Origin of the sequence: Zhongshania marina (assembly GCF_002915595.1) — a bacterium.
GTDB classification, from domain to species: domain Bacteria; phylum Pseudomonadota; class Gammaproteobacteria; order Pseudomonadales; family Spongiibacteraceae; genus Spongiibacter; species Spongiibacter marinus_B.
The window spans coordinates 20544-42421 of sequence record NZ_PQGG01000016.1; the positions used below are offsets into that span (position 1 = coordinate 20544).

Annotated in this window: 23 protein-coding genes and 1 tRNA gene; 11 read left to right on the plus strand and 13 right to left on the minus strand. The window is 51.5% G+C overall.

The window, feature by feature from the left end; all coding sequences use genetic code 11:
• Window positions 1-45 precede the first annotated feature (45 nt).
• The 4 genes from C0068_RS06925 to C0068_RS06940 all read right to left on the minus strand — a co-directional run bounded on the left by C0068_RS06925 (window position 46) and on the right by C0068_RS06940 (window position 1953).
• A tRNA-Phe gene (locus tag C0068_RS06925) sits at window positions 46-121 on the minus strand.
• An 85-nt stretch (window positions 122-206) separates the two neighbouring features.
• Complete coding sequence (locus C0068_RS06930; protein ID WP_103683766.1) at window positions 207-479, minus strand: oxidative damage protection protein; 273 nt, start codon at window positions 477-479, stop codon at window positions 207-209.
• Window positions 476-1558 carry an A/G-specific adenine glycosylase gene (mutY, locus tag C0068_RS06935; RefSeq protein WP_103683767.1) on the minus strand — a complete coding sequence of 361 codons (1083 nt, stop codon included), beginning with the start codon at window positions 1556-1558 and terminating at the stop codon, window positions 476-478. Before mutY ends, C0068_RS06930 begins: the two co-directional genes overlap by 4 nt.
• On the minus strand, window positions 1558-1953 hold the full coding sequence (locus C0068_RS06940) for an acetyl-CoA sensor PanZ family protein (RefSeq protein ID WP_103683768.1): 396 nt from the start codon (window positions 1951-1953) through the stop codon (window positions 1558-1560). Before C0068_RS06940 ends, mutY begins: the two co-directional genes overlap by 1 nt.
• An 81-nt stretch (window positions 1954-2034) precedes the next feature.
• On the opposite strand from C0068_RS06940, the gene hisB reads away from it, so the two are divergent.
• Genes hisB through hisF form a run of 4 tightly spaced genes read left to right on the plus strand, consistent with a single transcriptional unit; the run spans window position 2035 to window position 4879 of the window.
• Window positions 2035-2628, plus strand: coding sequence for an imidazoleglycerol-phosphate dehydratase HisB (gene hisB / locus C0068_RS06945; RefSeq protein ID WP_103683769.1), 594 nt, complete (start codon window positions 2035-2037; stop codon window positions 2626-2628).
• 11 nt (window positions 2629-2639) lie between these two features.
• Window positions 2640-3308, plus strand: coding sequence for an imidazole glycerol phosphate synthase subunit HisH (gene hisH / locus C0068_RS06950; protein ID WP_103683770.1), 669 nt, complete (start codon window positions 2640-2642; stop codon window positions 3306-3308).
• A gap of 36 nt (window positions 3309-3344) precedes the next feature.
• On the plus strand, window positions 3345-4079 hold the full coding sequence (gene hisA, locus C0068_RS06955) for a 1-(5-phosphoribosyl)-5-[(5-phosphoribosylamino)methylideneamino]imidazole-4-carboxamide isomerase (RefSeq protein ID WP_103683771.1): 735 nt from the start codon (window positions 3345-3347) through the stop codon (window positions 4077-4079).
• 23 nt (window positions 4080-4102) lie between these two features.
• Window positions 4103-4879: an imidazole glycerol phosphate synthase subunit HisF gene (gene hisF, locus C0068_RS06960; RefSeq protein ID WP_103683772.1), complete on the plus strand. Its 777-nt coding sequence runs from the start codon at window positions 4103-4105 to the stop codon at window positions 4877-4879.
• A gap of 72 nt (window positions 4880-4951) precedes the next feature.
• Here the strand turns inward: hisF and C0068_RS06965 are convergent, their stop codons facing one another.
• From C0068_RS06965 to gpmM, 3 genes are all read right to left on the minus strand, one after another.
• Window positions 4952-6304: a S41 family peptidase gene (locus C0068_RS06965; RefSeq protein ID WP_103683773.1), complete on the minus strand. Its 1353-nt coding sequence runs from the start codon at window positions 6302-6304 to the stop codon at window positions 4952-4954.
• A 69-nt stretch (window positions 6305-6373) separates the two neighbouring features.
• Entirely contained in the window at window positions 6374-7519 is a 1146-nt protein-coding gene (locus C0068_RS06970; protein WP_103683774.1) for a murein hydrolase activator EnvC family protein, read from the minus strand.
• Window positions 7520-7532: 13 nt separating this feature from the next.
• On the minus strand, window positions 7533-9089 hold the full coding sequence (gene gpmM, locus C0068_RS06975) for a 2,3-bisphosphoglycerate-independent phosphoglycerate mutase (protein WP_103683775.1): 1557 nt from the start codon (window positions 9087-9089) through the stop codon (window positions 7533-7535).
• Between the two features lie 156 nt (window positions 9090-9245).
• Here gpmM and C0068_RS06980 point away from each other — a divergent pair, with 156 nt between their 5' ends.
• Genes C0068_RS06980 through C0068_RS06995 form a run of 4 tightly spaced genes read left to right on the plus strand, consistent with a single transcriptional unit; the run spans window position 9246 to window position 11007 of the window.
• Window positions 9246-9656, plus strand: a complete 411-nt coding sequence (locus tag C0068_RS06980) for a rhodanese-like domain-containing protein (protein WP_103683776.1) — start codon at window positions 9246-9248, stop codon at window positions 9654-9656.
• Between the two features lie 47 nt (window positions 9657-9703).
• Window positions 9704-9958: a glutaredoxin 3 gene (grxC, locus tag C0068_RS06985; RefSeq protein WP_103683777.1), complete on the plus strand. Its 255-nt coding sequence runs from the start codon at window positions 9704-9706 to the stop codon at window positions 9956-9958.
• A 52-nt stretch (window positions 9959-10010) separates the two neighbouring features.
• Window positions 10011-10487, plus strand: a complete 477-nt coding sequence (gene secB, locus C0068_RS06990) for a protein-export chaperone SecB (protein WP_103683778.1) — start codon at window positions 10011-10013, stop codon at window positions 10485-10487.
• Window positions 10488-10542: 55 nt separating this feature from the next.
• Window positions 10543-11007 (plus strand): tRNA (cytidine(34)-2'-O)-methyltransferase, encoded by a 465-nt coding sequence (locus tag C0068_RS06995; RefSeq protein ID WP_103683779.1) that lies wholly within the window; start codon window positions 10543-10545, stop codon window positions 11005-11007.
• Window positions 11008-11112: 105 nt separating this feature from the next.
• On the opposite strand, the gene ntrC is transcribed toward C0068_RS06995, so the two are convergent.
• From ntrC to glnA, 4 genes are all read right to left on the minus strand, one after another.
• On the minus strand, window positions 11113-12534 hold the full coding sequence (ntrC, locus tag C0068_RS07000; protein WP_103683780.1) for a nitrogen regulation protein NR(I): 1422 nt from the start codon (window positions 12532-12534) through the stop codon (window positions 11113-11115).
• Entirely contained in the window at window positions 12531-13607 is a 1077-nt protein-coding gene (gene glnL / locus C0068_RS07005) for a nitrogen regulation protein NR(II) (RefSeq protein WP_103683781.1), read from the minus strand. Before glnL ends, ntrC begins: the two co-directional genes overlap by 4 nt.
• Window positions 13608-13840: 233 nt before the next feature.
• On the minus strand, window positions 13841-14338 hold the full coding sequence (locus tag C0068_RS07010; RefSeq protein WP_103683782.1) for a DUF4124 domain-containing protein: 498 nt from the start codon (window positions 14336-14338) through the stop codon (window positions 13841-13843).
• 109 nt (window positions 14339-14447) lie between these two features.
• Window positions 14448-15854: a glutamate--ammonia ligase gene (gene glnA / locus C0068_RS07015; protein ID WP_103683783.1), complete on the minus strand. Its 1407-nt coding sequence runs from the start codon at window positions 15852-15854 to the stop codon at window positions 14448-14450.
• A gap of 328 nt (window positions 15855-16182) precedes the next feature.
• Here glnA and thiI point away from each other — a divergent pair, with 328 nt between their 5' ends.
• Together thiI and C0068_RS07030 are read left to right on the plus strand one after the other, a co-directional pair.
• Window positions 16183-17637, plus strand: coding sequence for a tRNA uracil 4-sulfurtransferase ThiI (gene thiI / locus C0068_RS07025; RefSeq protein ID WP_103683785.1), 1455 nt, complete (start codon window positions 16183-16185; stop codon window positions 17635-17637).
• Window positions 17634-18059, plus strand: coding sequence for an acyl-CoA thioesterase (locus tag C0068_RS07030; RefSeq protein WP_103683786.1), 426 nt, complete (start codon window positions 17634-17636; stop codon window positions 18057-18059). The genes thiI and C0068_RS07030 overlap by 4 nt, the downstream gene beginning before the upstream one ends.
• Here C0068_RS07030 and C0068_RS07035 read toward each other — a convergent pair.
• The gene (locus C0068_RS07035) at window positions 18056-18499 is read right to left on the minus strand and encodes a hypothetical protein (protein ID WP_103683787.1); all 444 of its coding nucleotides are present in this window, start codon (window positions 18497-18499) and stop codon (window positions 18056-18058) included. The genes C0068_RS07030 and C0068_RS07035 overlap by 4 nt on opposite strands.
• Before the next feature lie 14 nt (window positions 18500-18513).
• The gene (locus tag C0068_RS07040; protein ID WP_103683788.1) at window positions 18514-19824 is read right to left on the minus strand and encodes a sodium-dependent transporter; all 1311 of its coding nucleotides are present in this window, start codon (window positions 19822-19824) and stop codon (window positions 18514-18516) included.
• A 200-nt stretch (window positions 19825-20024) separates the two neighbouring features.
• Here C0068_RS07040 and typA point away from each other — a divergent pair, with 200 nt between their 5' ends.
• Window positions 20025-21830, plus strand: a complete 1806-nt coding sequence (gene typA, locus C0068_RS07045; RefSeq protein WP_103683789.1) for a translational GTPase TypA — start codon at window positions 20025-20027, stop codon at window positions 21828-21830.
• Window positions 21831-21878 lie beyond the last annotated feature (48 nt).

The window sequence follows — 21878 nt, forward strand, 5'->3', positions numbered from 1 at the left end:
TAATGGTGGCTTTTGGTAAGCTGTTGATTTTAAACGAAAAATTAATGGTGCCCAGAGACGGAATCGAACCGCCGACACGAGGATTTTCAATCCTCTGCTCTACCGACTGAGCTATCTGGGCTTATATTGAGGGTTTTGGCTGCCTCTCAGAAGGCGCGTATTAAACCTGTTCCGAAACAGCGAGTCAAGCCCCTGAAATAAGAGAGTTATTCGCTGGGGGGTACGTAGCCCTCAGCTTTTTCGTAGTCTTCGCCGGATAGGAACTTTTCCATTTCTGCTTGTAGGAATTTTCGAGAGGCGGGGTCCATCATGCTCAGGTGCTTTTCGTTGATAAGCATGGTTTGGTGGGCGTGCCATTCTTCCCACGCTTTTTTAGAGACGTTTTCGAAGATGTCCTGGCCTTTTGGGCCGGGGTAGGGTGGCTTGTCTAGGCCGTCGAGTTCTTGCTGGTATTTTTTGCAGAATACGGTGCGGGTCATAGTGGGGCTTCTCTTAATAGATCTGAGCTGAATACAGCGTCGAGCAGTTTTTTAACTGGTGCGGCAAGGCCGACTTGTTGTTCTGGGTGTCCCTTATACCAAAGCTGTTGCTTGGCTTCCATGACTGTGTTGATTTCGCTGTGCAGGCGGATGTGTACCGGCGTGATGTCGAGATGGAAATGGCTGAAGGTGTGGCGCATTAGTGGCCAGTGCTGCTTGGTGGAGTTCGCGCCGAGGTTTTGGTCGATATAGTGATCAAGTTCGTCTGCGTTTGCCGCTTCTGGAAAGCTCCATAGGCCGCCCCATATACCGCTATTGGGACGCTGTTCCAGCAAAATTTCGCCCTGATTATTTTCGATAATCAGCATATGAACTTGTCGAGTGGGTATTTGTTTTTTGGGCTTTTTGCTGGGGTAGTCGGTTTGGGTGTTGTTCGCGTAGCTCTGGCAGTTATTTTGTACTGGGCAGCTTGGGCACTGTGGTTTGCTGCGGGTACAGAGTGTGGCGCCGAGATCCATAATGGCTTGGGTGTAGTCGGCGACTCGCTTATCAGGAGTTAGCTCTTCGGCTAAATCCCATAATTGGCTTTCGACGTGCTTTAACGCCGGCCAGCCGTCAATGGCGGCATAGCGGGTGAGCACCCGTTTTACATTCCCGTCGAGTATGGGCGCGCGGCCCTTGCAGGCGATGGAATATATTGCAGCGGCGGTTGAGCGGCCTACGCCGGGGAGTTGCTGGAGTGCGTTGTGGTCGTGGGGGAATTCGCCGTCAAATTCATCGCAAACCATTTTGGCGGCTTTATGAAGGTTTCTGGCGCGGGCGTAATAGCCAAGGCCTGTCCAGAGGGCGAGTACGTCGTCACTCGGCGCATCGGCAAGGCTCTGCACGGTCGGAAACCGTGCCATAAAGCGTTGGTAATAATCGATGACGGTGGCAACTTGGGTTTGCTGCAGCATAATCTCAGAAACCCACACCCGATATGGAGTGATGTTTTGCTGCCAGGGCAAGTCTTTGCGACCAGCGACGTCGAACCATGCCAGCAGTTGTTGGCTGAAGCTTGGTTTATTACTTGATTTCATTAAGTATTGCGCTGCCAACACCATAGGCGATTATTGGCCGTAAAACCGAGTTCTGCGAACAGGTTGATGAGCTCGGGAGCGCTTCGTAAATCTGCGGAGATCGATTGTAGGTCGTCAGGCAGTTGCTTCATCGCTTGGATGATGAGCTGGCGCGCCACTCCTCTGCGGCGGGTCACTTCACGCACCGATAGCTGCGCTATTTGGTAGTCGCCGCCGTAGATGGGGGTGAGTGTAAAGGCTGACAGAATGCGACCATTAAAACGGCCGCCGTAGATAATTAGCTTGCCAGCATTGGCAGACGCGAGCAGTTTTACACTGTCGTTTGGGTACAGTATTTCGAGGTCCGCAGCGTCCTGTGGGTCGGGCTGGGTGATAATTTCGGCGTATACAGGCATTTATGACGTTTCTGCTTGGTGTAATACGGGTTGGGATTTTTTATAATACGCTATTGTAAGCAATTAACCGATGAGGCGTCGATGAACGAGCGCAAAGCTACGATCAGCCGTAACACCCTAGAAACCCAAATTACCGTGACAGTGAATCTAGATGGCACGGGCACGTCTCATTTTGAAACTGGGGTTCCCTTCCTAGATCATATGATGGATCAGATCGCCCGTCACGGCCTGATTGATTTGGTGGTGCACGCCAAGGGTGATTTACACATAGATGCGCATCACACCGTAGAAGATATTGGCATCACAATGGGCCAGGCATTTGCTGAAGCGGTGGGCGACAAGAAAGGTATTACTCGATACGGCCACGCCTATGTGCCGCTGGATGAGGCCCTGTCGCGGGTGGTAATCGACTTCTCTGGCCGCGCCGGTCTTGAATATCACGTGCCTTATACCCGTGGCAGCGTGGGTGGTTTTGATGTGGATTTATTCTCTGAGTTTTTCCACGGCTTTGTGAATCACGCCAAAGTGACTCTGCACATTGACAATTTACGCGGCAAAAACACCCATCACCAGGCTGAAACTGTGTTTAAAGCCTTTGGCCGCGCCTTGCGTATGGCCTTGCAGGCCGATGAGCGCATGGCGGGTATTACGCCTTCTACTAAGGGCAGTCTCTAGGATTTATCTGTATGAGTTCTTCTTCCGTTGCCGTCGTTGATTACGGCATGGGTAATTTGCATTCGGTGGCCAGTGCCCTCGATAAGGTCGGCGACGGCGTTAAAGTCATCGTTACTGACTGCCCCGACACCATTTTAAGCGCAGACCGCGTTATCTTCCCCGGCGTGGGTGCCATTCGTGATTGCATGGCTGAGTTAAAAAGTCGTGGCCTCGATGAAGTCATTCAAGAGGTGGCGGCGCAAAAGCCCATGCTCGGTATTTGTCTTGGTATGCAGGCGCTGCTTGAAAATAGCGAAGAAAATGGCGGCGTAGAGTGTCTGGATATTTTGCCCGGTGCGGTAAAGTTTTTTGGCAATGATTTGCACGACAGTGCCGGTACGCGCTTAAAAGTGCCACATATGGGTTGGAATAATGTGGCGCACTCTATTGAGCATCCCCTGTGGGAAGGCATCGCCAATAACAGCCGGTTTTACTTTGTGCACAGCTACTATGTAGACGCGCCAGACTTTGTGGCCGGCACCGCAGATTATGGCGTGCAGGTTCACGCTGCACTCGCCTGCGAAAACGTATTCGCTGTGCAATTTCACCCAGAAAAAAGCGGTGAAGCCGGCTTGCGTTTACTGCGCAATTTCTTGAACTGGGATCGTCCGACGGCGAGTTTTTTCCCCGTATCTGACTAATCTAGTCTTCAGAATTTTATTTTTTAGGTTTTTATTATGTTGATTATCCCCGCAATAGATTTAAAAGACGGCCAATGCGTGCGCCTGCGTCAGGGCGAAATGGGCGACTCTACGGTATACGGTAATGACCCCGTTGAAATGGCGGCGCGCTGGGTTGCCGCAGGTGGGCGTCGTCTGCATCTAGTCGATCTTAATGGCGCTTTTGAAGGTAAGCCGGTAAACGGCGAAGCGGTAACGGCCATTGCGAAGGCCTACCCAGATTTGCCAATTCAAATCGGCGGCGGCATCCGGTCACTGCATACCATAGAGCAGTATTTAGATGCCGGAGTGAATTACGTCATTATCGGCACCAAGGCCGTTAAAGAGCCTAAATTTGTGGCAGAGGCCTGCAAGGCTTTCCCCGGTTCGGTTATTGTTGGCTTAGATGCCAAAGACGGTTTGGTCGCCACAGATGGCTGGGCGGAAGTCTCAACCCTATTGGCCACCGAACTGGCCAAGCGTTTTGAGCAAGACGGCGTTAGCTCGATTGTATATACCGATATTAGCCGCGACGGCATGATGCAGGGCGTGAATGTTGACGCCACCGTGGCTATGGCCAAGGCGTCTGGCTTGCCGGTAATTGCCTCTGGCGGCGTGACAAATATGGATGATATTCGGGCGCTTAATGCAGTGGCTGATGCTGGTATATTGGGCGCAATTACTGGACGCGCAATTTACGAAGGCGAACTCGATTTAGCCGAAGCTCAGCGTTACTGCGACGACAATCGCTAACAGCGAATAGGACGAAAAATCATATGGCATTGGCTAAACGCATTATTCCCTGCTTAGACGTGGATAAAGGGCGCGTTGTAAAAGGTGTTAATTTTGTCGGTATTCGTGACGCGGGTGATCCCGTAGAAGTGGCCAAACGCTATAACGAGCAGGGTGCCGACGAGATCACCTTTTTAGATATTACCGCCACCCACGAAGGCCGTGAAACAACGGTTCACACCGTTGAGCAAATTGCGGCGGAAGTATTTATACCCTTGACGGTTGGCGGTGGCATTCGTGAGATAAAAGATATTCGCACCATGCTTAATGCGGGTGCTGACAAGGTTGGCATTAACTCAGCGGCGATCCATCGTCCTGACTTTGTAAAAGAAGCCGCAGATCGTTTTGGATCTCAGTGCATTGTTATCGCGATAGATGCTAAGCGTGTCGCTGATGAGGCTGACGGACGTCCGCGCTGGGAAATATTCACCCACGGCGGCCGCAAGCCAACAGGGATTAACGCGGTGGAGTGGGCGATAAAAATGGTTGAAAACGGCGCTGGTGAAGTGTTGTTGACCAGCATGGACGGTGACGGCACTAAGGCTGGTTATGACTTGGCGCTGACCCGCGCCATTTCTGAAGCCGTGCCGGTGCCGGTAATTGCCTCTGGCGGTGTGGGAAATCTCGACCACATGGTGGCGGGTATAAAAGAAGGCTTGGCGGACGCGGTATTGGCGGCGAGCATTTTTCATTTTGCCGAATACACCGTGCCAGAAGCCAAAGCCTATATGGCTGCCCGAGGAATAGAAGTGCGTTTGTAATTTGTTTTAGCAGATATAAAAAAGCGGGCCTTGATTGCCCGCTTTTTTATATCTGACATATTCGACTGGCGATTACTGAATACTTGTTTCTGTTTCCACAATCGCGGTTTTGGGTTTAGACATAATGTACATGCCTTTAAGTAGGTTTAAGGCCTCGTACAATTGATTGTCGCCGCCGGCGAAATCTTCACGGCCACCTTTTTCTGCTTTGCGACTCACGCTGGTACTTTCTTTACCGTCTCCGCGACCTAAATGGCCCGCTAAGTCTGCTTCAGTAATTTCGATGCCCGCGGTTAGCGCTTCAATGCGCGCTCTTTCTACAACAATGTCTGGCTCTATACCTTGGGCCTGAATGGAGCGGCCGCTTGGGGTAAAGTAACGCGCGGTGGTTAGTTTTATTGCGCTGTCTTCTGATAGCGGCAGCACGGTTTGCACAGAGCCCTTGCCAAAGCTGCGGGTACCCATAATGACAGCGCGGCGGTGATCCTGCAGCGCGCCGGCAACGATTTCTGAGGCAGACGCGGAGCCGCCGTTAATTAACACGACCATTGGCGTGTCATCGGCAGGTTTTTTAGCGCTGGCCATAAAGCGGCTATAGGCGTTTGGGAGTCGTCCCTCGGTGTACACAATAAGACCTTCGTCAATAAACTCGTTTACGACCTGCACCGATGCCTGCAGTAAACCGCCAGGGTTGCTGCGTAAATCTAAAACCAAGCCTCTTAATTCATCCCGTCCCGCTTTGAGTTTGGCGAGTTCTTTTTTCAAATCTTGGCCGGTGCGACTTTGGAATTGCGAAATACGAATATAGCCGTAGCCGGGTTCGAGCACTTCACTGCGCACGCTGGCAACAGTAATAACGTCTCGTTTTAGCGGTACTTCAAAGGGTGCGCTGATGCCGCTGCGGAGTATGGTGAGTACAATTTTACTGCCGGCGGGGCCACGCATTAAGGCGACGGCTTCCTGCAGGTTGAGTCCCTTTATTGGTTTGTTGTCGATCTGAATAATAAGGTCGCCGGTTTGAATGCCAGCGCGCTCGGCAGGCGTGTCGTCAATGGGCGTCACGACTTTAATAAAGCCGTTTTCCATGCCGACTTCAATGCCCAGACCGCCGAACTCGCCTGTTGTATGATTTTGCAGGTCTTCAAAGGAGTTTGCATCGAGATAATCGGAGTGTGGGTCGAGGCCGCTGAGCATGCCGCGAATGGCATTTTCAAGCAGGGTTTTGTCGTCCACTTCTTCTACATAGCTAAGACGGATTTGATTAAATACGTCGGCAAAATTTCTTAGCGCCTGCAATGGCAGTTGGCCCTGTGGGGCGGGGGTGATTTCCTTCGTCGCGACATCATCTTCAGCCATCAGACTTATGGGCGCAGCCAATAGGGCGAGCGTAATGGCGGTTAGAGTGTGGCGAAGCATATTTGGCATGACGTCAATTCCTGATGCAACTTCAAATTAGAGCTATTGTATCTTGCTTTATTGGCGAATACTTCGCCCCTACTGACACCATCTGCGGGGGTCTGTGGGGCGGCCTTTGTGGCGAATTTCAAAATAAAGTCCAGCTTGGCGCTGGCCGCCGCTGTTCCCAACGGTGGCGACTGCCTCGCCACCTTTCACCCAGTCGCCCTCTGTTCGCAGCAGGCTTTGGTTGTGAGCGTAAAGGCTGAGATAGCCGCCGCCGTGATCGACAATAATAAGAAGGCCGGCACCGCGCAGCCAGTCTGAAAACACCACGCGGCCGTTGTGAATGGATAATACCGAGTCGCCTTCGCGGCCTGCAATTTGAATACCTTGCCAGGTAACTGCGCTGCCTTGTCTCGGCGCGCCATAGCGATTGAGGAGTTTGCCTTTCACTGGCCACGGCATTTTTCCGCGCATGGCACTAAATGGTTTGTAACTGGCTGGGATGGCAATATTGGTAATTTCGCGCTCAACCGCTTGTAAGACGCTTTCTAAATTTTTGCGTTCCTTGTCTAGGGTGTTTAGTGAGCTGGTTTTAGTGACAATATCGCGGTCTATGCCCGCTAAGGTGTTGGCGCGTTGCTGCTTTTGTTGGAGCAGTGCCTGCTGCTGGCGCAAAAGTTCTGAATTGGTTTCTGCTAGGGCCTGCGCCTCAGCTTCAATGGCGGGTTTAATGGAATCTAGCTCCGCCAGTGTGTCTCGGTATTTGCTTAATTCTTCGCTGCGGGCGCGGTTAAAGTAGTCAAAGTAGGTCAGGGTGCGGCTGAGCTTTTCGGGCTGTTCCTGATTCAAGAGCATTTTTAATTGGCTTTCTTTGCCAAGGGTATAGGCGTTGCGAACCTGTTCGGCAATAAGGGCCTTTTGACTTAGCTGCTGTTTGCGCAATTGCTGTTGGCGGCTTTCGAGTTCGCTAAGTTTGCGTTGCTGTTCATCGCGTTTGTTGCTGGTGTGATGAAGTTTTGCCGCTAGCTCGCCAATATCTTTTTCGATATTGCGCAGGGCTTTAGCGGTACTGCTGCGTTCGTTTTGCTGTTTGCTAATTGATTTTTTTAGCGAGCCAATTTTTTCATTCAGGGCGTTGAGTTCGCGCTGGGTTTTGTCGTTGTTAGCACTTGCCACTGTGCTTGTTAGCAGCAGCAAGACCCAACATAGTTTGCGAAAATTGGCAGCGTACAGCAGCACCTTGGTAACCGTCTCAGGCTTCGCGCAATAGATTGACGCCGGTCATCTCAGCGGGTTGCTTAACAGCCATCAGCGCTAACATGGTCGGGGCGATATCCGCCAGCTTGCCACCGGATTCTTGCAGAATGCCTTGGCGGTCGCCTACGTAGACCAGTGGCACCAGCTCGGTGGTGTGTTGGGTGTGGGCTTGGCCGGCGTCGTAGTCGACCATTTGCTCACAGTTGCCGTGATCGGCGGTGATTAGGCAGTGACCGTTCATTTCTGTTACGGCATCAGTAACGCGTTTGATGCAAACATCTAAGGCTTCGACCGCTTTCACCGCAGCGGAGAACACACCGGTGTGGCCTACCATATCGCCATTTGCGTAGTTACATATAATCGCGTCGTACTTGCCGCTGCGAATGGCGGCGACTAATTTGTCGGTTACTTCGGGGGCGCTCATTTCTGGTTGCAGGTCGTAGGTGGCTACGTCGGGCGAGGAAATAAGTTCTCGGTCTTCACCGGTATACAGGGCTTCGCGACCGCCGCTGAAGAAGAAGGTAACGTGGGCATATTTTTCAGTTTCGGCAATGCGCAACTGGGTCTTGCCGTTTTTCTCCAGCACTTCGCCTAGGCTGTTGTGCATTTTTTCCGGCGGGTAGGCGACAGCGGTTTTAATATTGTCAGCGTACTTAGTGGTCATGACAAACTCCGCGAGTGCGGGCACAGTTGCGCGTTGGAATCCGTCGAAGTCTTTGTCGACAAAGGCGCGGGTGATTTCTCTGGCGCGGTCGGCGCGGAAGTTCATGAAGATGACGCTGTCGCCGTCTTTGATGCTGCCATTGGTTTGGCCAGCAGCTTGAATGACAGAGGCGTTTACGAATTCGTCATTTTCATCTCGGGCGTAGGCGGCAGCGAGGGCTTCGCTGGCGGTGTCGTAACGATAGTCTGCGCTAGACTGGGTAAGTAAGTTGTAAGCCTTTTCAACACGATCCCAGCGATTGTCTCTGTCCATTGCATAGTAGCGGCCAATAATCGAGGCGGTACGGCCACGGCCGAGTTCGGCGAATTTTTGGTCTATTCTTTCTAAGGAGCTTAGCGCGCTGCGCGGCGGTGTGTCGCGGCCGTCTAAAAAGGCGTGGACGTAAATCTGTTCTGCGCCGCGCTTGGCGGCAAGCTCCATCATGGCCAATATATGATTTTCGTGGCTGTGCACGCCGCCGGCGGAGAGTAGGCCAAGAATATGTACGGCTTTACCTGCTTGGGCGGCCTTATCGACGGCAGTGGTGTAGGTCGGATTGCTGAAAAAATCACCGTCGGCAATGTCTTTGTCGATGCGGGTAATACTTTGATACACAATACGGCCGGCGCCGAGGCTCATATGGCCAACTTCAGAATTTCCCATTTGGCCGTCTGGCAGGCCAACGTCGAGTCCTGAACCTGAAATGAGCGTGTGGGGTGAGGCCTGCCAAAGCGCGTCCCAGTTAGGGGTGTGGGCATGGAAAATAGCATTGTCTTTGGGGTCTTCGCGGTAGCCAAAGCCGTCGAGTATGATTAATACAACGGGTTTTTTGGTTTGCGTGTCGGCCATAGTAGAACCACTTCAAATCGGCTGGAATTAGCTCGACATTGTAACTTTTTCGGCACAATGAGGCTATGCAGGGAAGGGTGAGAAATGCACAGTGGCAGTGTATACTCTCGCTTTTTTCGCGAATTGTGTTCACCGCGACGTATAAAGAGAGTTTTCATGGAAAAATTAATCCCTTTTGTGGCTGAGCAGTGGATACTCATTTCGGCATTAATTTCTTGCCTGTTGTTATTGAGTTTTCACGAATCTAAGCGCGCGGGTAAATCGATTACACCTCAGCAAATGGTTAGTCTGTTGAACCAGCAGGGCGCTGTGGTAGTGGATTTGCGCGACAAAGGCGAGTTTGGGAAAGGCCATATTCTTGATTCAGTGAATGTGCCGTTTGCCAAATTAGATAAAGAGATTGAGAACTTTGCCGACAAGGACAAGCCTGTGGTGTTGGTGTGTAAGCTTGGTCAGCACGCCAGTGCGGCGGGTAAAAAGCTCGGTACCAAGGGTTATACCCAGGTTCACCGCTTAAAAGGCGGCATTGCCGAATGGCAAGCGATGCAGATGCCTTTGGTAAAATAATCGGTCGGTATCGTAGACAGTGATGGTATAAAAGGGGAGGAGTGATAATGGCGAAAGTAACGATCTACACAACACGATTCTGCCCTTATTGTGTCCGCGCCAAACAGCTACTCAGTAGCAAGGGCGTAGACTTTGAAGAGATTCCGGTAGATGGCCGCAATGATCTTCGCAGCGATTTATTAGCTCGCACTGGCCAGCGCACTGTGCCGCAAATCTGGGTAGGTGATACCCATGTCGGCGGCTGTGATGAGTTGATGAACCTTGAGCGTCGAGCTCAGTTAGATGTCATGCTCGCCTCATAGTAGATGTAGGTGATTTTGTTTTTTTAATACCCAGAATCAGGAATAGAAAATAATGTCTGAACAAGCACAAGCCCCGGCTCAACCTAAGTTTGCTTTGCAGCGTATCTACGTTAAAGACGCTTCTTTTGAGTCGCCAAGCGCGCCGCTGATTTTCACCAAAACCTGGAAGCCTAAAATTCAGGTTGATTTGAACACTCGCAGCACACCAGTGGCCGACAATAATTTTGAAGTTATTTTGACGGTCACCATTACCGCCAAGTTAGAAGATGACGAGACTGCGTTCTTGGTAGAAATTCACCAAGGTGGTTTGTTCTTGGCTGAGGGCGTAGAAGGCGAGCAGTTGCGTCAGTTGTTAGGCATAGCCTGCCCGAATATGTTGTTCCCCTACCTGCGTGAAGCGGTTGACTCTTTAGTTGTAAAGGGTGGCTTCCCGGCGTTGGCATTGCAGCCGGTTAATTTTGAAGCCCTGTACCGTCAGGCGCAGCAACAGGCTGAGCAGCAAGCCGCTGCTGAACCAACAACTCACTGAGTTGATGGCGGCGCTGGGCTTGTCGTACCGACAAGTTCAGCGCCGCTGATTCCCTATGTTTCACATTGCCCTGCATGAACCGCGTATTGCCCCCAATACCGGTAATATTATTCGCTTGGTCGCGAATAATGGCTGTCATCTGCATTTAATAGAACCACTAGGTTTTGATTTAGAAGAAAAGAAATTGCGCCGTGCTGGTTTGGATTACGCGGATTTAGCGCGGGTGACTCGCCATGCCGATTATGAAAGCTTTCTAAAAGAAATGGCCGGCCGGCGTATTTTTGCTCTTACCACCAAGGGCAGTCGCAATTACGCAGATGCTGAATTCAAGGCGGGTGACGTGCTGCTATTTGGCTCTGAAACCGCAGGCCTACCGCAAAATATTCGCGATGAATTGGGTGTTGAACACTGCTTGAAAGTCCCGATGATTGGCAGCTCCCGCAGTTTGAATTTGTCGAATACCGTGGCGCTAGTTAGTTATGAAGCGTGGCGGCAGGTGGGGTTTCTGGGTTCTAGCTAGCTAGGCGACTGGAGTCTGGCGTCGGACGTAAAAAGCCCTGCGCAAGTGCAGGGCTTTTATGTTTTGCATCAGACCTCAGACATCAGACATCAGACCCTCTTGCAATTAATCATCGTCATCATCACCACCCATGCCCAGCTCTTTAATCTTCCGCGTCAGGGTGTTGCGTCCCCAGCCCAGTAAATTAGCAGCATCGCGGCGGCGTCCGTGGGTGTGCTTGAGTGCCGACTCAATCATGATGCGTTCGAACTGCGGTACAGCGCGGTCGAGTAATTTATCGCGGCCCAGCATTAATTCTTGATCAGCCCAGCGTTTGAGGTTGTCCTGCCAGTTGGATGCCGGTGCAGCTTCGCCTTGTGGTCTTTCTAGCAATTCTGGCGGTAGGTCGTCGATATGTATTTCGCGGCCGGCTGCCATGACGGTTAGCCAGCGACAGGTGTTTTCTAGTTGGCGGACGTTGCCCTGCCATTCCATTTGGCAGAGATACTCTTCGGTTTCTGGCCGCAGGCGTTTGGGCTCTACGTTTAGCTCATTGCCGGCGCGGGTGAAGAAGTGTTGCATGAGCTTGGGTATATCTTCGCGGCGCTCTGAGAGGCGCGGCAAGTGCATGCGGATAACGTTGAGGCGGTGGAAAAGGTCTTCTCGAAAGGTGTTGTTCTTTACGAGTTTTTCTAGGTTTTGGTGGGTCGCGGCAATAATGCGAACATCGACCTTCACAGGGGTGTGACCGCCTACCCGATAGAATTCGCCATCGGCCAATACCCGCAGCAGTCGGGTTTGGGTGTCGGCGGGCATATCGCCAATTTCATCTAAAAACAGGGTGCCGCCGTTGGCTTGCTCAAAGCGACCGCGACGCTGTGCACTGGCGCCGGTAAATGCGCCTTTCTCGTGGCCAAACAGCTCAGACTCCATTAAGTCTTTGGGAATGGCGGCCATATTCAAAGCAATAAACGGTTTGGTGGCGCGGGGGCTGTGGCGGTGAAGTGCTTGTGCGACCAGCTCTTTACCCGTACCAGATTCACCGTTAATCAGTACCGTGATATTTGACTGCGACAGGCGACCAATGGCGCGGAAGACTTCCTGCATGGCGGGTGCTTCGCCAATGATTTCAGTTGGCTCCAGCGGTGCTTGTTCTGGCAGTAAGTTGCGATTTTTATTGGCGTGTTGCAGCGCGCGCTGGGTGGTGGCGACGGCTTCGTCTACGTCAAAAGGTTTGGGTAAATATTCAAACGCGCCGCCTTGGTATGAGGCTACCGCGCTGTCTAAGTCTGAGTGGGCGGTTGTAATAATTACCGGTAAGCCGGGGTGGGCGGCGGTAATTCGGGAAAGAAGTTTCAGGCCATCAATACCGGGCATGCGAATATCGCTGATGATGGCGTCGGGTACGTCACCCTCTAGGTGGCCGAGGAGTTCGTCGCCGTTTTCAAAGCAGCGAGTAATGATGCCGGCTTGGGTGAGGGCTTTTTCTAGTACCCAGCGTATCGATCGGTCGTCGTCGGCTATCCAGACGGAATTAGCTTGGCTCATGAGGCGTGCTCCAGGGGAATGTGCAGCGAGAACACGGTATTGCCGGGTTCGCTACGACATTCGATAAGTCCGTTATGTTGGTTGAGTATTGATTGCGCGATAGACAGCCCAAGTCCGGTGCCTTCGGCGCGCCCGCTAACCATTGGTAAAAAGATTGATGCGCGTAGATCAGCGGGAATGCCGGGCCCGTTGTCGACGATGTCGACGCTACAGACCAGGCGGTGTCGGTGTGTGCCAATGGTAAGTTGGCGCAGGGTGCGAGTGCGGAGAACGATGGTCGGATCGCTGTCGCTCGGTGAGTCTTGGCGCAGCGCTTGTTGGGCGTTGCGGATGACATTAAGAAACGCTTGAATCAGTTGTTCGCGGTCGCCGAGGATATCCGGAATGCTGGGGTCGTAGTCGCGAATAATACGAATGCTGCCGTCGCTTTCGGCCTCAACCAGCTGTCTTACCCGCTCCAAGACCTCGTGGATATTGGTCTTTTGTTTTTCCGGTGCGCGGTGAGGGCCGAGCATGGTGTCGACCAAATTCCGCAGCCGGTCGGCTTCGTCGATAATAATATTGGTGTAGTCGTGCAGCTTAGGGTCGTTTAGCTCGCGAGCCAAAAGCTGGGCAGCGCCGCGCAGGCCGCCTAAGGGGTTTTTTACTTCATGGGCGATGCCGCGAATCAGCGCTTGGCTGTTTTGCTGTGAGGACAGCAGGCCTTCTTCGCGACTGATTCGAATTAAGCGGTCTAGCGGTTGCAGCTCAATGATCAGCGAGGTGCGGCGGTTTTCGGTTACGGGCGTTACGGCGTAATCGACGGTGATCTCTGTGCCTGAGCGCAGGGTTAGCACGGTTTCCCGCTTGGTGTAGGCCTCGCAGTTATTGATGGCGTCGAGGAGCTTAACGAGGGTGTCTTCCTGCTCGTGAAAAAGCTTGGTGATGGCCTCGCCATGAATGCGCTGATCAGATACCGCCAATAGTGACTCTGCCGCCGGATTGATATAGCTGACGGTCAGGTTCGGCTCGACCAACAGGATGGCTGTTTTCAAGTTGTCGAGAATTTGATGGTAGATATTGTTCAGAGGCATAGGGCCGCCATATGTTCGTTATGCTTGCCTTGAAGCAATTTTTAGGCCAAGCGATGGCTGCGGAATTTTATAGATGAATCAACAATTTTCCGCGACTGGCGAGCCTAAATGCCTTGTTATGGGGCCTATTTTGACCCGAGTGCTGAGCATTTTTTTGGGGCGCAAATCACGAATATCTCACAGTATGCGCCAATACGGTGCAAGCCAACACTTAAAATTGTTCGGCGGTGGAGTTAATTGCTGGGGCGGTAAACCATAACGCTAATGCTGCTTTCTGCCAGCGTTTTCCCCTTGCTGTCGATGATGGCGGCGCTGATTTGGTGTTGGCCGCGAGGCATGGCCGGAATGGATGCGCTTGTTGAGGTGGTTTTGCTTATCAGGCGGCCGTCGAGACTGATGTGTATTTGCTGATCATTGCGAAGCGCTTGGTCGGTGCTCATCGTCACGGTGGTGGGGAGCAGGCCGTTGGCAATGATGGCGCCGTCGCGAGGGGTGTTTATTTGGATATTGTTGAGATCAAGGTTGATGGCTTTTGGGTGCTTGCGCTTGGGCTCGCTTGTATCGACGGCTGGCGTGGTGTTTAGCTCGGGTAGTGTGATGGGTGAGCTTCCCTTGGGGGCTTTGTCAGAATATACCGTATTGCCGTTTTTATCGGTGTAGCGATAGATCTCCTTGTTTTGGGCGTGTGCGCTCAAAATTAGAAGGCTGCTTAAAAGTAGTAAATATCGCATATTTATTTCCACTGTGGCGGTCACCACGCTAATGATGTCGCTATAAGGCCGTTGCGACAAGCATAAAAAAACCCGCCAGCGGCGGGTTCTTTTAAAACACTAACAAGTATTACACGCTGTAGTACATGTCGAACTCAACTGGGTGAGTTGTCATGGCTAGGCGCTCAACTTCCTGTGCTTTTAGTGCAATGTAAGCGTCGATGGTGTCATCGTCGAATACACCGCCAGCGGTCAAGAAGGCGCGGTCAGCGTCAAGCGCTTGCAGAGCTTGATCTAGGCTAGAGGCAACAGTTGGGATTGCCGCTGCTTCTTCTGCTGGCAGATCGTAAAGATCTTTATCAGCAGCGTCGCCAGGGTGAATCTTGTTCTTGATACCGTCTAGACCAGCCATCAGCATTACCGCAAACGCGAGGTATGGGTTGGCAGATGGATCTGGGAAGCGAACTTCAACGCGACGTGCTTTCGGGTTTGGTACAAATGGAATGCGGATTGATGCAGAGCGGTTACGCGCTGAGTAAGCCAGCATTACGGGTGCTTCAAAGCCAGGAACCAAGCGCTTGTACGAGTTGGTAGAGGCGTTGGTGAACGCGTTGATGGCGCGAGCGTGCTTGATGATACCGCCGATGTAGAACAGGGCAGTTTCAGATAGGCCGCCGTAAACGTCGCCAGCAAATAGGTTTGTGCCGTCTTTGCTAAGTGACATGTGAACGTGCATGCCGCTGCCGTTGTCGCCAACGATCGGCTTAGGCATGAAGGTTGCGGTTTTGCCGTAGGCGTGAGCAACATTGTGTACGCAGTATTTAAGAACCTGAACTTCGTCAGCTTTCTTAACGCAGGTGTTTGGACCAACGCCGATTTCGCACTGGCCAGCTGTACCTACTTCGTGGTGATGAACTTCAACAGTAAGGCCCATGTCTGTCATGGCATTACACATAGCGCCACGCAGGTCGTGTAGGCTATCGACTGGTGGTACGGGGAAGTAGCCGCCTTTAACGCCAGGGCGGTGACCGGTGTTGCCTTCTTCAAAGTTGTCGCCTGATTTCCACGCCGCTTCGTCAGAAGCAATTGCGTAGCTAGCGCCTTCCATTGCCACTTTCCACTTAACGTCGTCGAAAATGAAGAACTCTGGCTCTGGTCCAAACAGTGCGTTATCCGCGATGCCGCTTGAGCGCATATAGTCTTCAGCGCGCTGAGCGATAGAGCGTGGGTCGCGGTTGTAGCCCAACATGGTAGAGGGTTCTACGATGTTGCAGCGGATGATAATGGTAGACTCTTCTGTGAATGGGTCTAAAACAGACGCTGAGTCATCTGGCATAAGAATCATGTCTGATTCGTTAATGCCTTTCCAACCTGCAATCGATGAACCGTCAAACATTTTGCCGTCTTCAAAGAAACCGGCGTCAACGTCGCTTGCCGGAATGGTGACGTGCTGCTCTTTGCCTTTTGTGTCGGTGAAGCGCATGTCTGCCCATTTCACGTCGTTATCGGCGATTAACTTCAGAGTGTTCTCTGACATTATGTACGTCCTCCAGAATAGAGAGTCTGTTAAAAGTTCGGCTAGGCCGAGTTGATGATGATTATATTCGCAATGCATTGTGCCGCATAGCGGCGCAATCTGTGAACCGGAAAAGCAAAATTTATGCCGTTTAATTGTGCTTGCGTGCTTAGCCGAGAGACTTTCTGGCGGGAGGCGTGATAAATGATTGTGCGTAAATCATAAAACAATGGGTTATTTTGGTGCATATAATCCAATTATGCTCATAAATAGTGCATTTTGCTCTGTGGGCTGCGTTGGGGGCAGGGTGCGGCTATAATGGCTGCCCATTTATTGATGCGGCCCCTTAATGAAATTTATCGTCAAGCTGTTCCCTGAGATCATCATCAAAAGTAAGCCGGTGCGTAAGAAATTTACCCAGCAGCTTAGGGACAATCTCCGTAAATTGCTTTTACCCCTCGATCCAGAGCTGATGATAGTGCGTGATTGGGATCGTATCACCTTAGAAACCCACAGCACGGACCCGTCGGTTTTAAAGGGATTTGTCAGGGTGCTATGTCAAACGCCGGGTATTGCCCATGTGATTGAGGTGGTGGAATACCCCTTGATTGATGTGCACGATATTTATGAAAAAACCCGCGATACAGTTGGAGATAGCCTGCGGGGCAAAACCTTTGTGGTGCGTTGCAAGCGGGTTGGTCAGCATGATTTTAACTCTAGCGAAGTAGAGCGCTATGTTGGTGGCGGCCTGAATCAGCATGTTGAGTCGGCGGGGGTAAATTTACACAAGCCGGATATCACCGTGCGTATTGAGGTGCGCAATCAGCACTTATATATCGTAAAGCGTCGCTTAGAGGGCTTGGGTGGATTTCCGCTGGGTACGGTTGACGCGGTTATGTCACTTATCTCGGGCGGTTTCGATTCCACCGTGTCGAGTTATATGACCATGAAGCGCGGTATGCGCACACATTTTTGCTTTTTTAACCTCGGCGGTCGGGAGCACGAGGTGGGTGTAAAAGAGGTGGCGCTGTATTTGTGGCTCAAATACGGTGCGTCCCATCGGGTTAAGTTTGTGAGCGTGCCTTTTGAGGAGGTGGTGGGTGAAATCCTCAAAAATGTCGAGAATTCGCAAATGGGGGTTATCCTCAAGCGCATGATGTTGCGGGCAGCGTCGGAGGTTGCCGCGCAGTTAGAAGTGCCTGCGCTAGTGACCGGTGAGGCCGTCGCACAGGTGTCGAGCCAAACTCTGCAAAACCTATCCGTTATCGATCAAGTGACCGACACTCTGGTGCTTAGGCCGCTGATCACAATGGATAAGCTCGATATTATCAAAGTGGCGGCGCAAATCGGCACCGAAGAGTTTGCCGCTAATATGCCGGAGTACTGCGGAGTGATATCGGTTAAGCCGACCACTCGAGCCAAGCCGGAAAAGATTGCTGCCCAAGAGGCTAATTTTGATTTTGCCGTATTGGAGCGCGCCATCGCCGCTGCCGATTTTATTAATATCGACGAACTTGCCGACGAAGATAAAACCGTGGTCGATGTTGAGGTGCTGTCTATTCCAGTTTCTGGCTCGGTCATATTGGATGTGCGTCACCCAGATGAGGTGGATGCTAAACCACTGAAACTCGATAATGCCGAGGTGCAGGCGGTGCCTTTTTACGAGTTGCATCGTCGCTTTGTCGAGCTTGATCAGTCTCGGAATTACCTGCTCTACTGCGAAAAAGGTGTGATGAGTCGCTTACATGCTTCGCACCTTGTGGAGCAGGGTTTTACTAATGTGAAGGTGTATCGTCCATCATGAATACCGAATCAAACCCGCCATTATTCGACGTGATGGTTTCGCCGCGCTGGGCTGATCAAGACAGCATGGGTCACATAAATCATGTGCAGTATTTTCGTTATCTTGAAGAAGCCCGCGTGCAATGGATGGCAAATACCGGCTTTGGTATGGGTGGCGGTGGCGAGTTATCTGGGATGATTGTCGCTGCGGCGGGGCTTAATTTTCGCAAAGAGTGGCATCATGACAAACCGCTGCGGGTCAGGGCCTGGGCGGTGCATATCGGCAATAGTAGCTTCCGCTTATTGCAGTCTTTGCACTCGGAAGATGGCAGTGAATTAGTTGCCGAGGGAGAGATTACCTTGGTGTGCATTGATGCCAAGCACCGCCCAACGCCAATAGCCGACGCCGAGCGAACTCTGTTACAACAAAGCGCTGTGGCTTAGTTGTTGGCTGGTGCACCTAGGTTTAGGTTGTAGTATTTAAAGTGCTGATTTTCTAGCGTGAGTGTCGCCGTCATAATGGCGCTGCCGTGTTCAAAGCGCACATTGCTGCTATAGCTGAGTTTGGGCGGGTGATTAAGAATAGACAGTGCGCCGCTCAGGCGTGAGAACACCGGCTCATCCATGCCGGTAAAGGCGCCTAGGTGCCGATAACTTGCCGTTAATTCTTGAAGTTGCTGATCGCTGACTTCACTCAGTGTTTCTTTTCCCAGTTCGGATTTTAGGTCGGCAACTTCCCAGCTCGAGATTTTTTCCAGCGACGCTTTTAAATAACGATTTGCATTGGTTTTGTAGTGCTCCTCCACTTCGCCGCTATAGTAATAAAGTCCGCCAAAACCGAGCAGGCCAGAGATAACAAATACATTTAGAGTAATATTGCGCACAGAGTGAATCCCGTTTAGATAAGTTTAAGGCTGTTTAAAAATACAAGAATAATACCGATGGGGGCGATGTAGCGCAGTGCAAACCACCAGTATTTAAAGAGTGTACCCTGCCCCATACCTAACTCTTGAACGGAGGTGTCGCGGGGTAAGATTCTACCCACAAACAGCGCAATCATTAGTCCCCCGAGTGGCAGCATGATATTGGCGGTGAGGTAGTCGAGGGCATCAAAGACCTCGCCATAGTAGATGCATGCTATACCGCCGAGCCAGGCTAGGCCGGTAAAGCCAAATGTCGATAAGCTGCGTTTGATGCCGTATTTCTCTAGCCAAGCAACCCCGGGTTCGATCAGTGATATTGAAGAGCTAAGTGCGGCAATGCTGACCAAGGCGAAGAAAATCGTGCCAAAGAACTGGCCGCCCGCCATATTTGAGAAGGCGATGGGCAGGGTGACAAACATAAGGCCTGGGCCTTGGCTTGGTGTAAGGCCGTTGGCAAATACCAATGGGAACATGGCCATGCCGGCGACAAGGGCAATAACCGTGTCGAGGGCGGCAATGGTTAAAACCGTTTTTCCTATAGAGGCCTTGCCGGGAAAATAGGCCCCGTAAGCCATAATTGCGCCCATACCCAAGCTCAAGGTAAAGAAGGCGTGACCCATTGCAACCAGAATAGCGTCGCTGCTGAGTTTGCTAAAGTCGGTATCGAACATAAAGTGCAGGCCGGCGCTAAAGTCACCGTTGACCCAGCTATAGCCTAATAATAGAAGCAAAAAACCAAACAGGATGGGCATTAAAATATCGACGGATTTACCGATGCCCTTGGTGACGCCGCCGGCGACTATCGATGCGGTGATTAAACAGAAAATACTGTGCCAGAGAAATTGCTCAGATGAATTGCCAAGCAGCTGCGAAAAGTTTTGCTCGATTGTCTCGGTGGGCGAATTTAAGTAATTGCCGCTGAGGCTTTGGGCAACATAGTCTAGTGCCCAGCCGGCAACCACGCTGTAGAACATCATATTCATCAGGCCGGCCAAAATACTAATGCCGCCCACTGCGCCCCAGTTGGCGCTTCTGCCGGCGGCTTTTCCCAGATTGCTCATGCTGTGGACGGGGTCGCTACGGCCCGCTCGGCCGACCATGATTTCTGCAATCATGACCGGAACGCCGATCAATAATATGCAGCCCAAATAGACCAAAACAAAAGCACCGCCGCCATATTCGCCGGTGATATACGGAAATTTCCAGATATTACCTAGGCCGACAGCGGAGCCGGTGGCGGCAAGAATAAAGGTCCAGCGGCTCTTCCAAGTGACATTGGTGCTCATCGTGATGGCTTATCCGTTGCGGTTTCTGATTAATGTAATTTGATTGTAACGGCTATCGTGATTATGCTCAAGCGGCAAACTTTTGGGCTTTATTGTGGTAATAATTGTTTCGGGTGAAGATAAATTGATCAGTTACTGCTTTGACGGACAGGGCTGGTGTATAATGCGCGGCCATTTTATCCAACGACGAATTCCATTTCATGATTGATACGCTGCGTAATATCGCCATTATCGCCCACGTTGACCACGGTAAAACCACATTGGTGGATAAACTGCTGAGTCAGTCGGGAACCCTTGACCGCCGCAACCAAGATTCCGAGCGGATCATGGACTCCAACGATCAGGAGAAAGAGCGCGGTATAACCATTCTTGCAAAAAACACTGCGATCGAGTGGAACGGCTACCGTATCAATATTGTAGATACCCCAGGTCACGCCGACTTCGGTGGTGAGGTAGAGCGCGTTCTGTCGATGGTAGACAGTGTTTTACTACTGGTTGACGCGGTTGATGGCCCCATGCCACAAACCCGCTTTGTTACCCAAAAGGCGTTTGAGCAAGGCTTGAATCCTATTGTTGTGGTAAACAAAGTAGACCGTCCCGGTGCTCGCCCTGATTGGGTTGTTGATCAAGTCTTTGATCTGTTTGACCGTTTGGGTGCGACCGACGAGCAGTTAGACTTCCCCATTATGTTTGCCTCCGCACTGAACGGCATCGCTGGTTTGGACGCTGACGACATGGCGGAAGACATGACGCCGCTGTTCCAAATGATTGTAGACAAGGTGCCGACGCCAGAAGTTGACGCCGAAGGCCCGCTGCAAATGCAAATTTCAGCCCTCGACTACAACAGCTATGTTGGTGTAATCGGTGTTGGTCGTATTACTCGCGGCACCATGAAAGCCAATGATCAGTTGGTTGTGGTTGGTGCTGACGGGAAAAGCCGCAAGTGTAAGTTGCTATCTGTGATGGGTTATTACGGCCTCGAGCGGGTTGAAGTGGCTGAAGGTAAGGCGGGTGAAATTGTTTGTGTGACGGGTATTGAAGGTCTAAATATCTCCGACACCCTTTGTTCACCGAGCCACCCGGAAGCGCTGCCACCACTGAGCGTAGATGAGCCAACGGTAAGCATGACCTTCCAAGTAAACGATTCGCCGTTTGCTGGTAAAGAAGGTAAGTTTGTTACCTCGCGTAATATTCGCGATCGCTTAGATCAAGAGTTGATTCACAATGTTGCGCTGCGCGTTGAGCCGGGCGACACCCCAGATAAATTTAAAGTATCTGGCCGTGGTGAATTGCATCTTTCGGTACTGATCGAAACCATGCGTCGCGAAGGTTTTGAAATGGGTGTATCTCGCCCTGAAGTAGTACAAAAAGTGGTTGATGGCGTGGTTCAAGAACCGTTTGAACACGTTGTTATCGACGTAGAAGAACAGCACCAAGGTTCGGTCATGGAAGAGCTTGGCTTGCGCAAAGCCGAAATGACCAATATGGAGCCAGACGGTAAAGGTCGCGTAAAACTTGAGTTTATCGCTCCAGCTCGCGGCTTGATCGGTTTCCGTGGCCAGTTCCTGACCATGACCTCTGGTAGCGGCATTATGACCACAGTCTTCGATCACTACGGTGAAGTGAAGGGCGGTGAATTGGCTGGCCGTCAGAATGGTGTTTTGGTTTCTATGGTTGGTGGTAAAACCCTGAGCTATGGCTTATTTAATTTGCAGGATCGTGGCCGCCTTTTCTTGGGCCATGCTGCAGAGGTTTACGAAGGCCAGATTATCGGTATTCACAATCGTAGCAACGACCTAGTCGTTAACCCAACCAAGGCTAAGCAGCTGACCAACGTGCGTGCGTCTGGTACCGATGACGCGCTGACCTTGTCACCGCACATTAAACACACACTGGAGCAGGCTCTTGAATTCATCGAAGACGATGAGCTGGTAGAGGTAACGCCAAAGAGCATTCGCTTACGCAAAAAACTGCTGAAAGAGAACGAGCGCAAGCGCGCTAAGTAATCTTACTCAATCTAACGGCTGTCAATGACAGCCGTTTTTTATCCCCCC

What these genes read in the sequence shown, in the direction of transcription:
- C0068_RS06930 (WP_103683766.1), bottom strand. Translation starts at nt 479, where the DNA reads ATGACCCGCACCGTATTCTGCAAAAAATACCAGCAAGAACTCGACGGC.
- mutY (WP_103683767.1), bottom strand. Translation starts at nt 1,558, where the DNA reads ATGAAATCAAGTAATAAACCAAGCTTCAGCCAACAACTGCTGGCATGG.
- C0068_RS06940 (WP_103683768.1), bottom strand. Translation starts at nt 1,953, where the DNA reads ATGCCTGTATACGCCGAAATTATCACCCAGCCCGACCCACAGGACGCT.
- hisB (WP_103683769.1), top strand. Translation starts at nt 2,035, where the DNA reads ATGAACGAGCGCAAAGCTACGATCAGCCGTAACACCCTAGAAACCCAA.
- hisH (WP_103683770.1), top strand. Translation starts at nt 2,640, where the DNA reads ATGAGTTCTTCTTCCGTTGCCGTCGTTGATTACGGCATGGGTAATTTG.
- hisA (WP_103683771.1), top strand. Translation starts at nt 3,345, where the DNA reads ATGTTGATTATCCCCGCAATAGATTTAAAAGACGGCCAATGCGTGCGC.
- hisF (WP_103683772.1), top strand. Translation starts at nt 4,103, where the DNA reads ATGGCATTGGCTAAACGCATTATTCCCTGCTTAGACGTGGATAAAGGG.
- C0068_RS06965 (WP_103683773.1), bottom strand. Translation starts at nt 6,304, where the DNA reads ATGCCAAATATGCTTCGCCACACTCTAACCGCCATTACGCTCGCCCTA.
- gpmM (WP_103683775.1), bottom strand. Translation starts at nt 9,089, where the DNA reads ATGGCCGACACGCAAACCAAAAAACCCGTTGTATTAATCATACTCGAC.
- C0068_RS06980 (WP_103683776.1), top strand. Translation starts at nt 9,246, where the DNA reads ATGGAAAAATTAATCCCTTTTGTGGCTGAGCAGTGGATACTCATTTCG.
- grxC (WP_103683777.1), top strand. Translation starts at nt 9,704, where the DNA reads ATGGCGAAAGTAACGATCTACACAACACGATTCTGCCCTTATTGTGTC.
- secB (WP_103683778.1), top strand. Translation starts at nt 10,011, where the DNA reads ATGTCTGAACAAGCACAAGCCCCGGCTCAACCTAAGTTTGCTTTGCAG.
- C0068_RS06995 (WP_103683779.1), top strand. Translation starts at nt 10,543, where the DNA reads ATGTTTCACATTGCCCTGCATGAACCGCGTATTGCCCCCAATACCGGT.
- ntrC (WP_103683780.1), bottom strand. Translation starts at nt 12,534, where the DNA reads ATGAGCCAAGCTAATTCCGTCTGGATAGCCGACGACGACCGATCGATA.
- glnL (WP_103683781.1), bottom strand. Translation starts at nt 13,607, where the DNA reads ATGCCTCTGAACAATATCTACCATCAAATTCTCGACAACTTGAAAACA.
- C0068_RS07010 (WP_103683782.1), bottom strand. Translation starts at nt 14,338, where the DNA reads ATGCGATATTTACTACTTTTAAGCAGCCTTCTAATTTTGAGCGCACAC.
- glnA (WP_103683783.1), bottom strand. Translation starts at nt 15,854, where the DNA reads ATGTCAGAGAACACTCTGAAGTTAATCGCCGATAACGACGTGAAATGG.
- thiI (WP_103683785.1), top strand. Translation starts at nt 16,183, where the DNA reads ATGAAATTTATCGTCAAGCTGTTCCCTGAGATCATCATCAAAAGTAAG.
- C0068_RS07030 (WP_103683786.1), top strand. Translation starts at nt 17,634, where the DNA reads ATGAATACCGAATCAAACCCGCCATTATTCGACGTGATGGTTTCGCCG.
- C0068_RS07040 (WP_103683788.1), bottom strand. Translation starts at nt 19,824, where the DNA reads ATGAGCACCAATGTCACTTGGAAGAGCCGCTGGACCTTTATTCTTGCC.
- typA (WP_103683789.1), top strand. Translation starts at nt 20,025, where the DNA reads ATGATTGATACGCTGCGTAATATCGCCATTATCGCCCACGTTGACCAC.